This is a genomic window from Halotia branconii CENA392, from assembly GCF_029953635.1.
GTDB classification, from domain to species: domain Bacteria; phylum Cyanobacteriota; class Cyanobacteriia; order Cyanobacteriales; family Nostocaceae; genus Halotia; species Halotia branconii.
This window is the reverse complement of the sequence record NZ_CP124543.1, coordinates 1,804,426-1,821,997: the sequence shown is the minus strand read 5'-3', so window position 1 is coordinate 1,821,997 and position 17,572 is coordinate 1,804,426. Positions and strand designations below refer to the sequence as shown.

Sequence of the window (17,572 nt, the reverse complement as noted above, 5' to 3'; positions counted from 1 at the left end):
AAAAAGATGAATTGTGAGGCTACTATTTAATATCATGTCAAAACTAGGAAATACTGCTATTTCCAAGGTAGAATCACATCTCAATGGTTGAGTCTCAAAAAATATTCCTTTGGCAGTAGGTGTAAATAGTCGCTCATAAGGGAGTATAGGCTATGGAATCTTTGTTACCACAGCTGTAATTAAATTAAGCACTAAGGTAAAAAAGATGAAGCCAATTTGACCTGGGTAACTAGTAGCTTAAAAATTGGGCAGACAAGTGTTGTTAAAGGTAATATTTCCAAGTTTTCACCATAAAAATGCTCTGTTTCCGGAATATTCAAACAATTTGTCGAGTATTTATCCGGTAATCGTATAGTCACAAATGAAATATTAGCTGCGGGTTACTGAACAATGGTAAATCGTTATATGACAGTACACACTAGGCAAGGAGGTGAGTTAAACGTGTCACCATCAACTTATTCTCGACTAATACATTTTTTACAGGAAGATTTATCAATTTCCGCTGCGTCGCTTGCAGTTGCAATGCGACATCGCGAGCAAGATCCTGGTCCTTTACCAATGATTCTTTGGCAGTATGGATTGATTACTTTAGAGCAGTTAGAACAAATTTACGATTGGCTAGAGACAGCTTAGGTATGATTAGCTTGTACAGGAAAACTAAGGTATGTCACATCCACTCTGCTTTGTACCAAAACCGATATGTAGGAAAATAGAATTTTACCGTTTTGACTCTTTTAAATATAAAAAAAAGAGCGATTTGTTAACTCGCTCTTTTAATTTAATACTAGGTATTATTACTTCTATTTCAAATTCATGATTGGCTAAACACTCTAGTTGCTGCCGCTACACCAGCTCCCGGAGTGAAGTTTTCGTAACCGAGTTCAGATAAAGCAACTTCTAGGGATGCTATGCAGCTGAGAATATCGCGATCGCTGACAAAGCCCAAGTGACCAATACGGAAAATTTTATTAGCCAGATGGTCTTGACCACCTGCTAAGGCAATATCAAAGCGCTTCTTCATCAATGACCGAATTTTATCCGCTTCAACACCTTGTGGTGCTACAGCTGTAATCGCTGGACTGGCACAACTATCTGCTCCTAACAAGGGTAAATTTAACCCTTTAACAGCAGCACGGGTGGCATTCTTCAGCCGTTCATGCCGAGCAAATATTGACTCCAAGCCTTCCTCTCTCATCATCCGTAACGTGGCATGTAGCGCCATGATTAAATTTACCGGAGGTGTGAAAGGAGTAGTGTTTTTGGCTGTAGATTTCCGATATTTACCTAAATCTAAATAATATTTCGGTAATTTCGCAGTTTTGTAGGCTTCCCAAGCTTTAGGACTGACACTAACAAATCCTAAGCCGGGAGGAATCATGTAACCTTTTTGAGAACCAGAGGCGACTATATCCAAACCCCAAGTATCTACTGGTAAATTAAACGCACCCAAGCTAGTAACAGCATCAACAATAATCAAGGCTTCGCCATGTTCTTTAACATGACGATTGATGGTTTCTAAGTCATTTAACACACCTGTTGAAGTTTCACTATGGGTAATAATGACAGCTTTGATTTGCTTTTCGGTATCAGCTTGGAGTTTGGCAGCAAACAACGCTGGATCTAAAGGCTTACCCCATTCAGCTGTAATTGCTTCTACATTCAAACCGTATGCTTGACCAACTTCTACCCAGCGTTCGCCAAATTTACCATTAGAGCCAACTAAAATGCGATCGCCAGATGAGAGAAAATTAATTATTCCCGCTTCTGCCGCACCTGTACCACTGACATTCAGCATCAGTACATCGCTTTGAGTTTGGTGCAGCCATTTGAGGTTTTCTGTAACCTCCGCCAATATGTTGCTAAACTCACTGGTGCGGTGTCCAATCGGGTGCTTGGCTAAAGCCAGTAAGGCTGCTTCTGGTACTGGCGTAGGGCCAGGAATCATCAGCATCAGCTTATTATCCATATTTATGTCCTAAAGTCAAATAAAAGTTAAAGGAGATAATGAATATTAGATATTCACCTGCATAACAGTTAATCTTGTAATATCGTTTTGTCGGTTAGCTGGACTCAGTAATTTTTTAAGACTCCGACTTATTTACAACTGTTCGGTTTGGCGATCGCTCCAGACACGTAAATACTTACGGGGTATCTATCTAAGTAGAGTAGCGAATTGTTGTCAGTTCGTAGATAAGAGACATTTATGATTTTTGTCTAGTTGTCTTAAGTTTTGTAGCAGCGATTATCTAGAATCTCACAGATTGGGGTACAGATACAATGAGTTATCAAATTTTATTTATTTTAGGACTTACGCCAAAACTCTCTGATATCGTGTTCGGGTAAAGACTTATCATTAAGACCGCAGGGGGCAGCACTTTAGCTACGCGGTAGTTGAATCTCGACTTCGCTCGATTTCCGCGCAGCCGAAGTGCTGCTTCCCCTGCTTCCCCTGCTTGCCCAAATATATCAACTTTAAAGTGAAACGGTATTACCTGTGCGTAAATCCTGTCTTTCATGACAAAAGTCGGCGAGGAAGTTTCCTCACCGACTTATTGCAATATGACATAGGGAATTTCCCCTGCGCGACTTTAAAAGATAAATACTCCTACATATACAAAATTATATACTTAAAGAAATAAACGCACCGAATAAGAGTGTCACAAAATAGCTTTAAAAATTAACTTAACCAATCAATCAGGAGTAGCAACTTGATTAGCATTATGGTGGTTGATTGACCAACGATGGTCTACCATTACAGAAGAAAATTGACAAATTTCTTCTAGTTGCTTTTGTTGGACTGCCGCTTTTCGGAGGGTAATAATTAGCTGGTTGACTTGTCGTCGCAAATCAGGATTTTGATTGACAGCGGACATAGTTTGTCTTTCTAAAAGTTGCAGTATAAGTTCGTAGTGGACAGGTGAAGGTAAAGGGATTTGCTCCATGTAGTTAACTTAAGATTTCAATGTGGGATTTTGTATTAGAAAAAATTTGTCTCTTGCTAATAAATTGTGACACAATCAATACGTATTTTGTTAGTGGCTTGAGGTAGTTGGAGATGAAGATTTAGAGAAGAGATTAGCGATCGCCAGCTCTGGATTTGGTTGTTTAACTAAAGATTCTCCAATTAAAACTGCGGATGCACCTGCTTTTTCTACTACATTTAAATCATCTCGGCTATGTAGTCCCGATTCACTCACAACTAAAATATTTCGTTGCTGTAGTTGAGTATTTCTGGCTGCTAACAGCTGGCAAGTAGCTTGCAAGTCAACAGAGAAATCTTCTAAATTGCGATTATTAATTCCTACTAAAGATACACCATCTAAAGCTAGTACACGGTCAAGTTCTACTAAATCGTGAACTTCAATCAAAGCTGCCATCTTGAGGGCATTAGCAATTTTGATAAAGTATTGCAGATCTTGATCGCTAAGAATAGCCGCAATCAATAAAACGGCATCTGCACCTTGAATCCGAGCCAAGTACATTTGATAAGGATAAATGATAAAATCCTTACATAGTAAGGGTAAATCTACGGTGGCACGAACCTTTGCTAAATTATCAAATCCACCTTGAAAAAACTTGACATCTGTCAACACAGAAAGACAACTAGCACCACCTTGTTGATAGGATAAAGCGATCGCTACTGGGTCAAAATCTGCTCGTAAAACTCCTTTACTAGGAGAAGCTTTTTTTACTTCTGCAATTAATGCTGGATTTGTTTTGCCTTGCCGTAAAGCGGCGATAAAATCACGAGTTGGCGGTGCGGTAAGTGCTTGTTTCTGCAATTCCCGCAAAGGTCGCTTTTCCCGCATTTGGTCAACTTCTATTTCTTTGTGCCAAACTATCTCTTCTAAAATATTATTTGGTGCTGCATTGGGTAAAGCAGTCTGATAACACAAAATAGAAACATTAATCGCTGGATTTGGTGAACGGCGACGGATTTGCATATTAAAAATTAAGAATGGGGCATGGAAAATGGGGCATTGGGCATGGGGCATGGGGCATTGGGGCGGGGTGTACACTTCGGCTACGCCCTTGGACTACGCGGTAGTTGAGCGCAGTCGAAACTCAGGACAAGATCAACGACCGGGGTATGAAAAAAATTACCTCTTTCTCTTTTTCCCCCTGCTCCCTGCTCCCTGCTCCCCTGCTTCTTTCCCCCTGCTCCCTGCCCCTCTGCTTCTTCTAGGCGACCGCTCGCTTATAGGCTTCGTCCAGCACTTCCGAAAGGGTGGGATGGGCGTGAACCAAATGAGCGAGGCTATTAACAGATTGACGGTTGGCGATCGCTGCGGATGCTTCGTGAATTAAATCGGCGGCGTGCATTCCAAAAATATGCACACCCAAGACTTCACCAGTGTCTTTGCGATATACAACCTTGGCTATACCATCGGATTCATTTTCTGCCAATGCTTTGGAATTACCTTTGAAGTAACTTTTGCTAACTGCCACTTCAAAGCCCTCGGCTTGTCCTAATTCCTTGGCGGCTGTTTCCGTCATCCCGACATAGCTAACTTCTGGGTGGGTAAATGCGGCGGCGGGAATGCTGCGATAGTCTACCACACGCGATCGCCCGACGATATTTTCTACGGCGACAATGCCTTGAGCAGAAGCGGCATGAGCCAACATCATTTTGCCGTTTGCGTCGCCAATTGCCCATAAATGAGGTACGACTTCACCTGCTGACAACACTGCCATGCGATCGTCAACAGGGATAAAGTTTCGTCGGTCTGGTTCTACACCCACAGATTCTAAACCGAGATTTTTGGTTGCGGGGATGCGTCCTGTAGCCACTAAGCAAGCATCCACTTCGATGACATCAACATCTTCCTTGGTTTTGAAATCTGCCAATTCAATCACCACAGGTGAACCTGGGATGACTTTTTTGGCGTAAATCCCTACTTTGGTTTCAATATCGCGGGGAGTAATCAACACCCGTTCTGCAAGTTTGGCAATATCACGGTCAAATCCTGGCATTAACTGATCTAGGGCTTCAATCATCGTGATTTCACAGCCCAAAGCCGAGTAAACATCAGAAAATTCCAAGCCGATGTAACCACTACCAATAATCGCTACCCATTCTGGGAGAGATGCTAATTTAACGCCTTGGTCGCTAGTAAAGACAGTTTTTCCATCTACTTCAATGCCTGGAGGTACAAAAGGTACAGAACCAGGAGCTAGGATAATATCTTGGGCTGTAATGGTTTTTTCACTCCCATCCCCGGTTACAGTGACTTTTTGCGTCCCAGCAACTTTTCCCCAACCCCTGATAATATCGACTCCCAGACGTTTGAGGCTATTGGTTAAGTCACCTTGGAGTTTCGCTACTAGATTGCCCGCATGATCAGCGATCGCTTGGCGATCAAACTCCACATTGCTGACTTGAATGCCCAGCGACTTGAGGTGGTGGGCGTTACGCAATTCCCGCACACGTCCAGATGCTGCTAGTAAAGCCTTAGATGGAATGCAGCCTCGGTTGACACAGGTTCCTCCCATGTCCGCTGCTTCGATAATCGCTGTCTTCAGACCGCAGCTGACGGCGTGTAGGGCTGCGCCATGTCCGCCTACGCCAGCGCCTATAATCACTAAATCGTAATCAAATCCATGACTCACGTTAGTTTCCCCGTGTGCTTCGCCTAATTTATTCTCAACTTGACCAGCAATCAACGCAACCCCTTTGGAAAATTTGGGAGTTGCTAAATCAAATTATGATTCACGCTAGCAGGGGAAGAGATTGATTTATTGATTAATTATAGTGAAAAGTTTGTACTCACTTGATTTTGCACGAAAATATTACTGTTTAAGAGTTAGGTAAAAATTACCTAATACTATTTATTTGTAAAGCTGCACAAAACTATACCTTTATTTAACGCAAAGGTACGCGGAGGTTTTTTGAAGTTCTCAGGACTTATGCACAAGTAACTTTAGTTTCGCGCATAGACGTGGTAGCGGCTATTCTTACGAGTTCTCCGCAGGAGTACCCGCAGGGTAGGCGCAAAGGTACAAAAAATTTAGGTTTACTATTGGTGAACAAGCTCAATTCATCCCGCATTTATGCAACGCTCAAGTATTGTTACCAAGGGGAACATGATCCCGCTTTGCAGATTGGATCAAGGAGTTACGGTAGGAGTTCAGCCAGGGTAATCACTCTGTACCCTGACTGGGTTGAAACAGGATGTATGTTTACCAGGGACCCCAGATAGCAAAGGTTATTCCTGGACTCTGCATGTTGACAAACATCGTTTGACCATCGGGGGAGAAGCAGACCCCAGCGAACTCTGATGTATTGAGGGCATTCTTAGCAAATTTGTAAAGACTGCCACTAGGAGTGATACCTAAAATGCAATCCGTTCCATCCCCATCTTCACAGAGGAAAATGTCACGGTTGGGGAAAACCACAAGATTGTCTGGATTGTCTAGCACGCCAGAATTGTTAGGTTCAATATAAAGTTCAACAGTATTGTTAGTGGGCGAATAACGCCAGATCTGCCCGTTGCCAGAACTACTCCCACTCTTGCAAGTGAAGTAGACATAACCACTACCATAAAAGATGCCTTCCCCACCTGAAAACCTAGCAGCCCCTTTGTTATAACCTTCTGTTCTGACGGTATCAGAAGAGGGGTCAGGATTGTTAATCCGTACCCATTCCACCGCCTTAGGCGTATTTTTGGGGAAACCTGTAGCTGTGTTGACTCCAGACATACCTGTAATCTTTAAGGCGTATAGCAAACCGCCAGCACTCAGGTTGTTGCTTTGGTTAGGGACGAAACGGTAGAACAATCCATTACTCCGGTCTTCTGTCATGTAGATATACCCTGTGTTAGGGTCTACAGCGGCCGCCTCGTGATTAAAACGCCCCATAGCGGTTAGTGGAACGGGGGTAACGAAAGTATTGGCGCTACTGGGAACCTCAAACACATAACCGTGCTTCTTGTTGTTATTGGTTTCAAAGGTTTCTTCGCAGGTTAACCATGATCCTGAAGGCGTAGGGCCACCAGCACAATTGCGAATGGTTCCTGCTAGGACTCCTCTATGGCTTACCAAGTTGCGGGAAGAATTAACAACCAATTTAGTACAACCGCCTCTCGCATTTGTGTTGTACTTGTTGCTACTGGGAGCGCCCACACCATTGCTAGCAGAAGGAGCAAGTTCGTGATTGCGAATTAGAATCGTATTGCCATTAGATCCGGCAAAAGCACCCATACCATCATGACCACCGGGTACTTTGTAACCATCACTCATTGTTTGACCTGTTTCGGACAGTCTGCGGTAGGTGAATCCAGCTGGCAAATCTAATACTCCGTTGGGGTCGGTCACTAAATTGCCGTAGGGGCCGGCAGCGATCGCGGGTTTAGCATAGAATGCTTGCAAGGGAGATAGAAAGACAGCACCTGTAGCCGATGCCCCTGCCAGGGTAAAAAACTCACGTCTCGATAGATTCAATGTATACTCCCTAAATTTTGGTTAAGGCTTAATTTCTTGCAAATTGCCAGCATCAATTATCTGGGAGAAACAGCTTTTTTCAAATTAATAAGAGGTTAAAAAAAGGTTATTTAATGCATTAAGTTAATCTAGAAAATATCTAAACTTTTAATAGTTTTAATACATCAATTAATTGGCTAAAATTAGGACTTTCAGAGGTTGAAAATTAGTAAAAATCTAATTTCTGACTTTTAAATTCTCTTTTTTAAAAATAGCTCACACAACAATGTCAATTTCATGTCAATAAGTTGTGAAGTTTGAAATTCAATCTTCAGAGTTTAATAGTTACCAAGTCACTAAGTCATTCCATTTTTCCAACATTTTGTTACTAACTCCCGGCACTCTTTTTAAGTCTTGCAAAGATGAAAATTTTTGCTGTTGACGAGCAATAATTATTCGCTGTGCTAACTTTTTGCCTACACCAGGAAGAGTTGCTAATTCTTCTCGGTTTGCTATATTAATATTGACTTTTTTAAAATTTTCAATTGACGAAGGAACTTGAATCTGGGCGCACTCTTTTTCTTGAGTTTTGATTTTCTGTTGTATTGCTAGTGGTAAGCCAGGTTTAGCTTTTGTATAGAGACGGGCAAATTCACGTATATAATGAGCAGCAACGGTCGGACTTTCCACTATTATCAATGTTTCATCGTTACCGTTATTGGCAGCATCTGACCAATTGTGAGAGCCTGTAATGACTTTTTTGCTATCGATCACAGCAAACTTATGATGTAATAAATCACCTTTAGCTAAAGTAGGCACACCTACAGTAGTAATCGGTTTTTTCCAAGGATGATTATCAACTTCATATTTACATTTATTACTTAGAGCAACCCCCATCAGATCTAAAGCTTCGCTATAAGGACGATAGGCGAACTGTGGATCAATTAAAGCGCGAATTGATACACTTTGTTGATGACGTTTTTCTAAGATATTGGCAAGGCGCTGTTCAGAAAAAACAAACAATGCCATATCGATAGATTTGTTAGCTGAATCTAAAGTTTTGCCAATTAAACCATTACTGCTATTACTCCAAGTTTGAGTCGGGGAAGTAGGTGAAAACTGTACGGTAATTTTGGTTTGATTTAGTGTGATAGTTTTTGGTAAACGCAGTGGTTTTTTAACACCAAATCTACTATCTAATTTGCCTGCTGGCCCATCGCCCCACATAATGTTAAATTCTTCTGTAAATAAGGAAGCCAATTCTGGGCTATCAATCTGCAATAAATTATTGGCATTTCCTAAACTACTAGAATTTGTAAAATCTCCAAAAACATCACTCATCGTAAAATTAGCTGAAGTTATAATGACAATGCGATTATCTACAATCACAAATTTGTGATGCATCAAGCTACTACCTGCTGAACCATCGGCTCGATCATCAATCTGAGGAATTTTGCCGTTTTGTAAAATAATCAGTGCATCTCTATTTTTGATTTCTTCTGGGCTGAGTTGATTATCTTTGTTAACGTCTACGAATTGCTGAAATTCACGATAGCGTTCTTGTTCCCTTGGTGCTAGTTTTTTGACTTCCTCAGGTGTCCAGCTACTCCAAGGGCGGCTGTAGGTATTTTCCAAAATGACTCTGACTTTAATTCCTGCTTGTTGTCTGTCTGCGAGTGCTTGAGCAATTTTGGGTAAACGTAACTCTTGGACTGCAACATCAACTGTGGATTTAGCTTGAGAAATGGCATCAACAATTTGTTTTTCTAAGTCATCCCCAAGACGGGTTTGCTGACGGTAAGATTCTTTGTATTCTGAAGACTGGGAATGATTAAAGTAAACTTTAACAAATGAGTCTTGCGGTAGTGGTGCGAGACGCTTATTGTAAGACTGCACTCGTTGACAAGCCGCGATCGCAAGTACCAAAAAACAGATTAGAATATCTCTTCGCTTAAAAAAAAGTTGCACAGTAATTTACTAAAAAATTGGCAGTGAACACATTTATCATTCCCAAAAAAGAGTATGCCAACATCAGGAACAGAGAACAGGTAAGAACAAATAAAGCAGTTTTTTATCGATGGAATTATACTCTCTAGCCCCTAGCTTCTAGCCCCTAGCCCCTAGCCCCTGAAGCATTTATGCAAATATATCTAGATCACAGTGCCACTACTCCCACTCGTCCAGAGGCGATCGCCGCAATGCAAGCAGTCTTCGCCCAACAGTGGGGAAATCCTTCTAGCCTACATGAGTGGGGACAACGGGCTGCAACGGTTGTAGAACAAGCAAGGGTTCAAGTTGCAGGATTAATTAATGCCACTAAATCGGAATCTGTAATCTTTACTTCCGGTGGTACTGAAGCAGACAATCAAGCAATCATGGGCATTACCCGGTCATACACTGCACCTCAACATATTATTATTTCTGATGTTGAACATTCAGCAATTTCTGAAACTGCACGATTGCTAGAAATGTGGGGTTGGCAAGTGACACGTCTAGGGGTAGATGCTAAAGGTAGAGTCAACCCTCAAGATTTAGAAGTTGCATTACAAAATAACACTGCTTTAGTTTCCGTAATTTACGGTCAAAGTGAAGTCGGGACTATACAACCAATTGAAGAACTAGGAAATATTGCGAAATCCCACGGGGTTTTATTCCACACCGATGCAGTGCAAGTTGCGGGACGTTTGCCTATCAATGTAGAAAAATTACCAGTTGATTTACTGAGTATTTCTAGTCATAAATTATATGGGCCGCAAGGTGCAGGAGCGCTATATGTGCGCCCTGGTGTAGAGTTAGTACCTTTGATTTGTGGTGGTGGACAAGAAATGGGACTGCGTTCTGGGACTCAAGCAGTGCCTGCGATTGCTGGGTTTGGTGTAGCAGCTACACTAGCGGCAGTAGAATTATCTACGGAAACATCCAGGTTAATTCAGTTACGCGATCGCTTATTTGCTCAATTAGCTGATATTCCTGGTTTAATACCTACAGGCGATCGCTATTACCGTTTACCTCATCATGTCAGTTTTTGCCTAGAACACGCTGATGGGGAAAAACTCAGTGGTAAAACTTTGGTAAGACAACTAAACCTTGCTGGTATTGCTATTAGTGCTGGCGCTGCTTGTCGCAGTGGTAAACTTAACCCCAGCCCTATACTTTTAGCAATGGGTTATTCTGAAAAAGCTGCCTTGGGTGGGATTCGCATGACATTGGGACATGATATTACTGTAGCTGATATTGATTGGACAGCGATGGTTTTAAAGCAAGTTCTACAAAGGCTAACACCTCAGTAGCGACTGTCTTAAAAGTCAAGCGATCAAGAGCAAAAAAGTATTGGTATTGATAGAGCCAAAATTTATTACTTATCCTGAACTGCAACCGTATAATTGTGTTGCTCCCATTTGTTACTTTCAATCCAGAAAAAGGTAAAATCGATTGGTTTTTGCTGATGAGCCGAAACCGGGATATCTACAAAATTTACACCTAATTTTGTAGCAGTAGAAGGCGTATCTTGTACTGTATGCCAATTATTATCTGACCAATGCAATTGAAAAGATGCTAAAGCCTGAATCCGTAATGTATAACCTTTTTTAACTTTGTCTATTTGACGGTTAAATTTCCAGACTTCTAGCAATTTACATTGAGTTCTTTTGCCTAAATAGCGGTTTGCCACCTCTGGAATAAAATCAAACACCTGTCCATCATCAGTTGACCGTAACAGCTTGATATACTCCGAGTGCGCCCACATTAAAGGCATGGCAGAACCTGTTGATCTTCCTAAGTACATGTGTACATCTGGTTTATCTGCTTGATCCCAAACTTGTTCGGGTAGCAAACAAGTATCACAAGCAAATCCTTCCATTGCTTTGATATATGTTTTGACATCGCCACCAGCAGCTAATTCATAATGTCCTCGTTCTCCTGTTAATAAAGGCCAAGCACGTCCTTTACCCCAACTTGTGTAAGGACTGCCGTCTTCTTGCTGTCCGTAGCCGTCATGGTTGTAACGATGCCAACAACAGCCAAAAGGTGTATCTACTTTTAAGATTGCATCAATTACTTTCACAGAATCAACAATAATTGGGTCGTTAGCTTGACGAATGCCGTAGCGTACCAATTGTAAAAACCCGCCATCGACAATTTCTTTTGCCGGAAATTCTCCTGATTCACCGGGCGGCTGACTACTAATGAACAGAGTTCCTTGATTGGGATTTTCGTTGGGTTGAGGATTATTAATATCTGTAGGAGTAATCCGAATATAGTGCCGTTTAATACCAGGAACCAGAGTTCCTTCTGTAGTAACTGTCCAGTCTTCAATATGAGATTCTAAAAAATCGGCGTATTCTTCTATAAACGTTGCTGTTACTTTATCTTCACGTTCACGAGCCAATTGAGCAGCACAAATCAAGGCGGCAATATTAGATGCCAGTGTTGAGGGTGAATAACCGCTGTTTTCTTCCCAGCGTTCTTGTTGGGTAGCAGGGCCGTGACGAATTAAATAACCCGCAGCCCTCAAAACCATCGGATAAACGTCGAAGTTTGAGCAAGCTTTTTCTTGATGCAATAGCGATGCTAAAAGAATGGGAAACGCTACTTCATCTAGTTGAATACCCGTCCAGTAGGGTTTACCATCAACCCAGAAGTTTTGAGCAAAACCACCGTCTTCTTGTTGGCTAGTGGCCAGATAAATCAGCGATCGCACTGCTGTCTCATTTTTTCCAGCAGCCACTAAACCTGCTACACTACTAACCATATCTCGCGTCCAGACAAGGTGATATCCTCCTTGATCTTGGTCGTCTTTGGCTTCGCCCCAAGGAATTGCCAAAGATGCTATTAAAGCACCAGGATAAATTTTATCTTCATGTGCCAATAACAAACTAACGCTGTTGTGATATAACTTTCCCTGATCATAGGAAATATTTTCTAATGGTTTGATATCATTGCGCGATCGCTTCCACTGTTCGTTGTATTGCTGCTTCTGTTGTGCAAAAGGAATATTCAGCGACTGAAACAATGTGGAAATTGCATTGTGCAGATTTGTCCCAAATGCTAGCCCTAACGTAAATTCTTTATTACCATCTAGATTTATTTCTCCAGTCAAAGCAATATTGCCATCTAAAGCTTTGTCAAACTCCCAATCCATTTGGAAATTGCTAGCTAAATCTGTCCAGCCATCACTTTGACCAACGTAACCACAAGAAAGACGGGTAAAGGGAACTGTTGCACCCAATGCTAACCATCTTCCATCTTTCTCGGCCGTGAGAACATAATGCCCACTAATTTCTATAGCGTAGCCATTATTACCTCTCCCACCAACTTCTAGATGTGGCGCACACAAGGCATATATGTGGAGTTGGGAAATAAAATTGCGATCGCCTGTGATTTTTGTGTGTTGTAAAATACACGATAAATGTGGATCTGCGATTACTTCTTTGATGATGGCATAACGTCCTTCTGGGTCAGAATTAGTAACGCGGTATCCTAAACCATAAGTCCACAGATGTTCTACTTTTGATTCAAGATGGCGTTTCTCTTCGTGGAAAAAGCTTTTACCGTCGGAAATTAGATACTGCAAATCTCGAATCTGGGGTGTGTCTACTGTAGGATGGTAAACTTCGGTAATTACACCGTTCCAAATGGTAAACCAAACGTGGCTGGAAGTAGAGTAAGCTGTCCCGATTGCATCTTTATTAGCGTGAGTCCATCTAGGATCAATGCCCGGTGAGCCAAAAGCTTGTTGTTGACTAAGAATGTTCATATATTCAGCTTTGTGAGCTTTTTGATTGTTTTCGGTTTTTGTGGTTAACAGTTATTAGTTTATGAATAGAATTGTTGAGAAAAATCACGCAGAGGCCAGGCAGCACGGTCTTGGGGAGCCAGTCCGTTGCGGGGGTTCCCCCCGTTGAAGGAACTGGCGTGGTTTCCCCCATGAGTGACTGCCGCGCAGAGAGAACATGAAGTCTTTGGATTTGTAATTTTGTAGTAGGTTTTTATTAAAAAGGTTGAGAAAGTTTACGAGTAGTAGTTAAAGATTTGGCTTCAATAAAGATTTGTTTGATTTCAGGATGCTGTTGGCGAATTTTTGCTTCTAAACTATCTACAGTCGATGCGATCTCTTCACCTGTCAGATTTTGAGAAAACTGGATTTCTAAGTTGAGTAATACTTCCTGCGGAGCAAGTTGCATTGTGAGTACACGCACTACATTTTGTACTCCTGGTTCTGTTTTTGATAAAGAGCGAATATTTGCTATGGTTTGAGGATCGGCACTTTCACCAACTAATAAGCCTTTACTTTCTCTGGCTAGTACTACTGCTACTATAGCTAAAATAATACCAATAATAATCGAGGCGATGCCATCAAAATAAACGTTATTGAATAGATGTCCTAAAAAAATTCCGATCAGGGCAACAAGTAAGCCCAAAATTGCCGCAGAATCTTCAAATAATACAGTAAATACTGTTGGATCTTTACTATTTTTAATTGCTTGCCAAAAATTTTGTTTTCCCTTGGTCGGCAAAAACTCTTTTAAAGCTACAGTCCAAGAAAAGCCCTCAAACAATATTGCTGCACCTAGTACAACATAATTCCACATCGGATCTTCCAAAGGGCTGGGGTTAATTAAATGAGTGATTCCTTCGTAAATTGACATTCCCCCACCAATAGAAAAGATGAGGATAGCAACGATTAAAGTCCAAAAATAAAGTTCTTGACCATACCCAAAAGGATGGCTTTCATCTGCTGGCTTTTGACTCCTGCTAACTCCCAGCAAAAGTAATAATTGGTCGCCAGTATCTACAATTGAATGAATACCTTCAGATATCATGGCGGAACTGCCAGTAATGGCAGCGGCGATAAATTTAGTAATAGCGATCGCTAAGTTAGCCCCCATCGCCGCAAAGATGGTTTTTTTAGATGAATCTGTTGCCATGAGCCTAGTTTATAATTCGTAATACTTCGACTTCGCTCAGTACAAGTTCGTAATTACTATTGTTGAATTTTAGTCAATAACTTTTAATTCACCTGCTAAAGAAGTAACTTCCCATTGAGTTTGTTTGCCTGCTTGCCAAAATCGTAATGCAACTGTAGCGTCTCCTACACTAAGATTTGTGAGTTCTAAATCTGGCAAACAATCTGGTAAACTAGGCTTTACTTTTAACTTTTTCTGTGGTGCATCGGCTGCGAGTCCTAAAATAGTACTAATCAGTAAAAGAATCGAGCCGGCAGCCCAAGCTTGGGGTATATTAGCATCTGGATAAGGTACAGGAAAGTTATTATTTTGGCGTTCGATTCCTGCAAACAATTCTGGCATTCGCCCAGCTTGAAAATAACTAGCAGCAGCAAAAATCCCTTCAGCAATCTGGTTTACTTGTTGGTGGTAGCCGTATCGCTTTAATCCTGCGGCAATAATCGAGTTATCGTGCGGCCAAACACTACCCCGTTGATAACTAATGGGGTTGTAAGCTGAATTTTGAGATGAAAGAGTCCGCACACCCCAACCGCACCACATATCTTGTTGAAACAGTCGCTCAACAACTTTGTTGGCTCGTTCTGGAGGTACAATGCCAGACCATAAAAGATGTCCAGGATTAGAGGCAATTGATTGGATTTGCTGCTTGTTATTATCTAAACCAAGACAGTAAAAGTTTTCTGATTCAATCCAAAATTGTTCGTTAAATCGTTGATATAATTTTTCTGCTTTTTGGCGTAATTTTTTTGCTTGCTCTTTTTCTCCCCACACATCATAAATGAAAGCTGCTTTTAGCCACGCATCATACATATAGCCTTGTAATTCACATAAAGCTATTGGTGGTTCAACTAACTGACCATTCGGATAAACTATTGCATCACCAGAATCTTTCCAGCCTTGATTACGTAATCCTTTTGATGAACGAGTTAAATATTCAACAAATCCATCGCCATCAAAGTCACCGTATTGATCAATCCAGGTTAATGCTTTTTCTAGTGGCGTTCGGCACTCATCCAACATACCAAGGTCGGCATTCCAAGAATAAGTTTGGGCTAAAGTGATAATCCAAAGAATGGTGGTATCTACTGTGCCGTAGTAAGGATTATAGGGAAGTTGCTTGATGTTAGTTAACTCATCATGACGCAGTTCATGCAGCATCTTTCCTGGTTGGGCATCGTGCCAGTCATCTAACTGGGTTGCTTGTAGTTGAGCCAACCTGACAAGCGTACCACGAGCAAAATCATGGTAAATTGCCATTGTTTGCAAGCTGGTAATTATCGAGTCACGTCCAAAGACTGCCATAAACCAAGGTATACCAGCAGCCGGCATCCAAAATTGCTGGTCGTTATCATTGACTTCAATCCGCAGCGCTCCCATATCGACGATCGCCTGTTGATAAAATTCTTGTATCTGTGCATTCGACGATCGCATCTTTGTAGCATTAGTGAGAAATTCATCCCTAACTTTTCCAGCTTTGGTACTGTGAGACACAGCACAAGTTTGTTGAGGTTTGAGAACATCTCCGTTGGCTTTGGCTGTAAAGTTAATACAGGTATGCCATGATTCACCAGGAGCGATCGCTACATCAAATATTAAACGACCGTTAGCATACCTTGCTGTGGAAGTTGCACAAACTGACTCAGTGATAATACCTCGTAAAAAATCACCGTTACGGTACTCGGTAGAGAGGATGCCATCTTTCCAGGTTGTGACTGTCTCTCCCCTTGTCAAAATATTCTTTGCTTTCACCTCAAAGATATCTGCAAAATCCGCACGTATCGCTAGCATCAGTTGAAACTCAACCGCCTCTAAGTGATGGTTGGTAATATCAATATCTTCATGCATCCCGCCGACAATATCGCGCCGAATAGTAATAAGCAAACTCTCAGAAGGTAAAGTGCCGTTAACTGTGGGAAGTTGCGGGTTAGTGAATTGGTAAAGCGCACTATGATGGGTGATGTTACTAGAAGCTAGCAATACAAGTGGATAACGATTGAGAGAAATTTCGTAGTAAGAAATTAAGCGTGTATCACAAACAAAAAAGCCTTGAGCTTGATTATCGTCAATGGAACCATCGCTAGCTGTGACTAAAAACGAAGAACCATCGTTAATTGTGATCAGATTAGAATTAACAGTAACTTTTGTGGGCATAAGAGGCAGGATATTGTCATACTCAGATCCCCGACTTCTGTTAGAAGTCGGGGATCTTGTAACCGAAATTAACCATTTTGTGTAAAACCTGGATATAAGGTCATACCACCGTCTACAAACAGTGTTTCACCGTTGACATAATCAGAGTCATCAGAAGCCAACCAAACTGCTGCTTTGGCGATATCTTCTACATTTCCTACCCGTTTTGCTGGAATCAGTTTTAATAACTTCGCCTCAGCTTCTGGAGTCTCCCAAGCTGATTTATTAATTGGGGTTTTGATCGCCCCAGGGGCAATACTATTGACGCGAATTTTATGGGGGGCGAGTTCTTGGGCAATACTTCGCATCATCATATTTATGCCACCCTTACTAGTAGCATAATTAACATGACCAGCCCAAGGAATGATTTCATGCACGGAACTGATACAAATAATTTTACCTGCCGCGCATGAAATATCAGGCTTTACACCTCGACGTAAGAACTCCTTTGCAGCTTCTCGCGCACACAAAAATTGTCCTGTTAAGTTCACCCCAATAACTGCATTCCATTGGTCAAGGCTCATCTCTATAAAGGGTGAATCTTTTTGTAGACCGGCATTGTTCACCAAAATGTCAATAGTGCCAAATTGTTTAAGAGTCTGGCTAAACATTGCCTTTACTTGGTCTTCTTTGCTGACATCGGCTTGGATGGAAATAGCTTCTCCATTGGCAACTTTGATATCATCGACAATTTTTTGAGCTTCTTCAGCTTCAGAATGATAGTTAATAGCTACTGCTGCACCTGATGCAGCTAAATGGCGAGCGATCGCTTCACCAATACCAGAACTAGCACCCGTTACAAGTGCTTTTTGACCTTTGAGCAGGTAAGGAGAATAGCTCATAATACTTTCGATATTTTTAAAACTTGTATTCGTTGTGAGTAGCTGAAGACTTGCATAATATTCTGATTTTTTGGGTGTCAAATTAACTTGACAATTTTAGATGATCAAAATGGTAATTTTTTGACTTAATAAATCAAAAATTTTTACTATTTTAGG

General features: G+C 41.4%; 12 protein-coding genes. 2 read left to right on the top strand and 10 right to left on the bottom strand.

All coding sequences use genetic code 11. From position 1 onward, the window contains the following. The first annotated feature begins 405 nt into the window (after positions 1 to 405). Complete coding sequence (locus QI031_RS08045; protein WP_281484666.1) at positions 406 to 633, top strand: DUF2949 domain-containing protein; 228 nt, start codon at positions 406 to 408, stop codon at positions 631 to 633. Positions 634 to 811: 178 nt separating this feature from the next. On the opposite strand, the gene QI031_RS08040 is transcribed toward QI031_RS08045, so the two are convergent. The 6 genes from QI031_RS08040 to QI031_RS08015 all read right to left on the bottom strand — a co-directional run bounded on the left by QI031_RS08040 (position 812) and on the right by QI031_RS08015 (position 9,387). Continuing rightward, complete coding sequence (locus QI031_RS08040) at positions 812 to 1,966, bottom strand: pyridoxal-phosphate-dependent aminotransferase family protein (protein ID WP_281484665.1); 1,155 nt, start codon at positions 1,964 to 1,966, stop codon at positions 812 to 814. Between the two features lie 724 nt (positions 1,967 to 2,690). Beyond that, positions 2,691 to 2,942, bottom strand: a complete 252-nt coding sequence (locus QI031_RS08035; protein ID WP_281484664.1) for a DUF5340 domain-containing protein — start codon at positions 2,940 to 2,942, stop codon at positions 2,691 to 2,693. Positions 2,943 to 3,032: 90 nt separating this feature from the next. After that, positions 3,033 to 3,944, bottom strand: a complete 912-nt coding sequence (gene trpC / locus QI031_RS08030; protein ID WP_281484663.1) for an indole-3-glycerol phosphate synthase TrpC — start codon at positions 3,942 to 3,944, stop codon at positions 3,033 to 3,035. A 238-nt stretch (positions 3,945 to 4,182) separates the two neighbouring features. Next, positions 4,183 to 5,610 (bottom strand): dihydrolipoyl dehydrogenase, encoded by a 1,428-nt coding sequence (gene lpdA / locus QI031_RS08025; protein ID WP_281485959.1) that lies wholly within the window; start codon positions 5,608 to 5,610, stop codon positions 4,183 to 4,185. Positions 5,611 to 6,180: 570 nt separating this feature from the next. Further along, the gene (locus QI031_RS08020; protein WP_281484662.1) at positions 6,181 to 7,440 is read right to left on the bottom strand and encodes an alkaline phosphatase PhoX; all 1,260 of its coding nucleotides are present in this window, start codon (positions 7,438 to 7,440) and stop codon (positions 6,181 to 6,183) included. 324 nt (positions 7,441 to 7,764) lie between these two features. Next, positions 7,765 to 9,387: a DUF655 domain-containing protein gene (locus QI031_RS08015; RefSeq protein WP_281484661.1), complete on the bottom strand. Its 1,623-nt coding sequence runs from the start codon at positions 9,385 to 9,387 to the stop codon at positions 7,765 to 7,767. A 170-nt stretch (positions 9,388 to 9,557) separates the two neighbouring features. Here QI031_RS08015 and QI031_RS08010 point away from each other — a divergent pair, with 170 nt between their 5' ends. Then, complete coding sequence (locus tag QI031_RS08010) at positions 9,558 to 10,709, top strand: cysteine desulfurase family protein (RefSeq protein ID WP_281484660.1); 1,152 nt, start codon at positions 9,558 to 9,560, stop codon at positions 10,707 to 10,709. 65 nt (positions 10,710 to 10,774) lie between these two features. Here QI031_RS08010 and QI031_RS08005 read toward each other — a convergent pair whose 3' ends face one another. From QI031_RS08005 to QI031_RS07990, 4 genes are all read right to left on the bottom strand, one after another. Beyond that, positions 10,775 to 13,174, bottom strand: coding sequence for a glycoside hydrolase family 15 protein (locus tag QI031_RS08005; protein WP_281484659.1), 2,400 nt, complete (start codon positions 13,172 to 13,174; stop codon positions 10,775 to 10,777). A gap of 235 nt (positions 13,175 to 13,409) precedes the next feature. Beyond that, a complete protein-coding gene (locus QI031_RS08000; protein ID WP_281484658.1) occupies positions 13,410 to 14,345 on the bottom strand; it encodes a cation diffusion facilitator family transporter in 936 nt (311 codons plus the stop codon). A 69-nt stretch (positions 14,346 to 14,414) separates the two neighbouring features. Continuing rightward, a complete protein-coding gene (locus QI031_RS07995) occupies positions 14,415 to 16,535 on the bottom strand; it encodes an amylo-alpha-1,6-glucosidase (protein WP_281484657.1) in 2,121 nt (706 codons plus the stop codon). 68 nt (positions 16,536 to 16,603) lie between these two features. Beyond that, on the bottom strand, positions 16,604 to 17,416 hold the full coding sequence (locus tag QI031_RS07990) for an SDR family oxidoreductase (protein ID WP_281484656.1): 813 nt from the start codon (positions 17,414 to 17,416) through the stop codon (positions 16,604 to 16,606). Between the last annotated feature and the right edge of the window lie 156 nt (positions 17,417 to 17,572).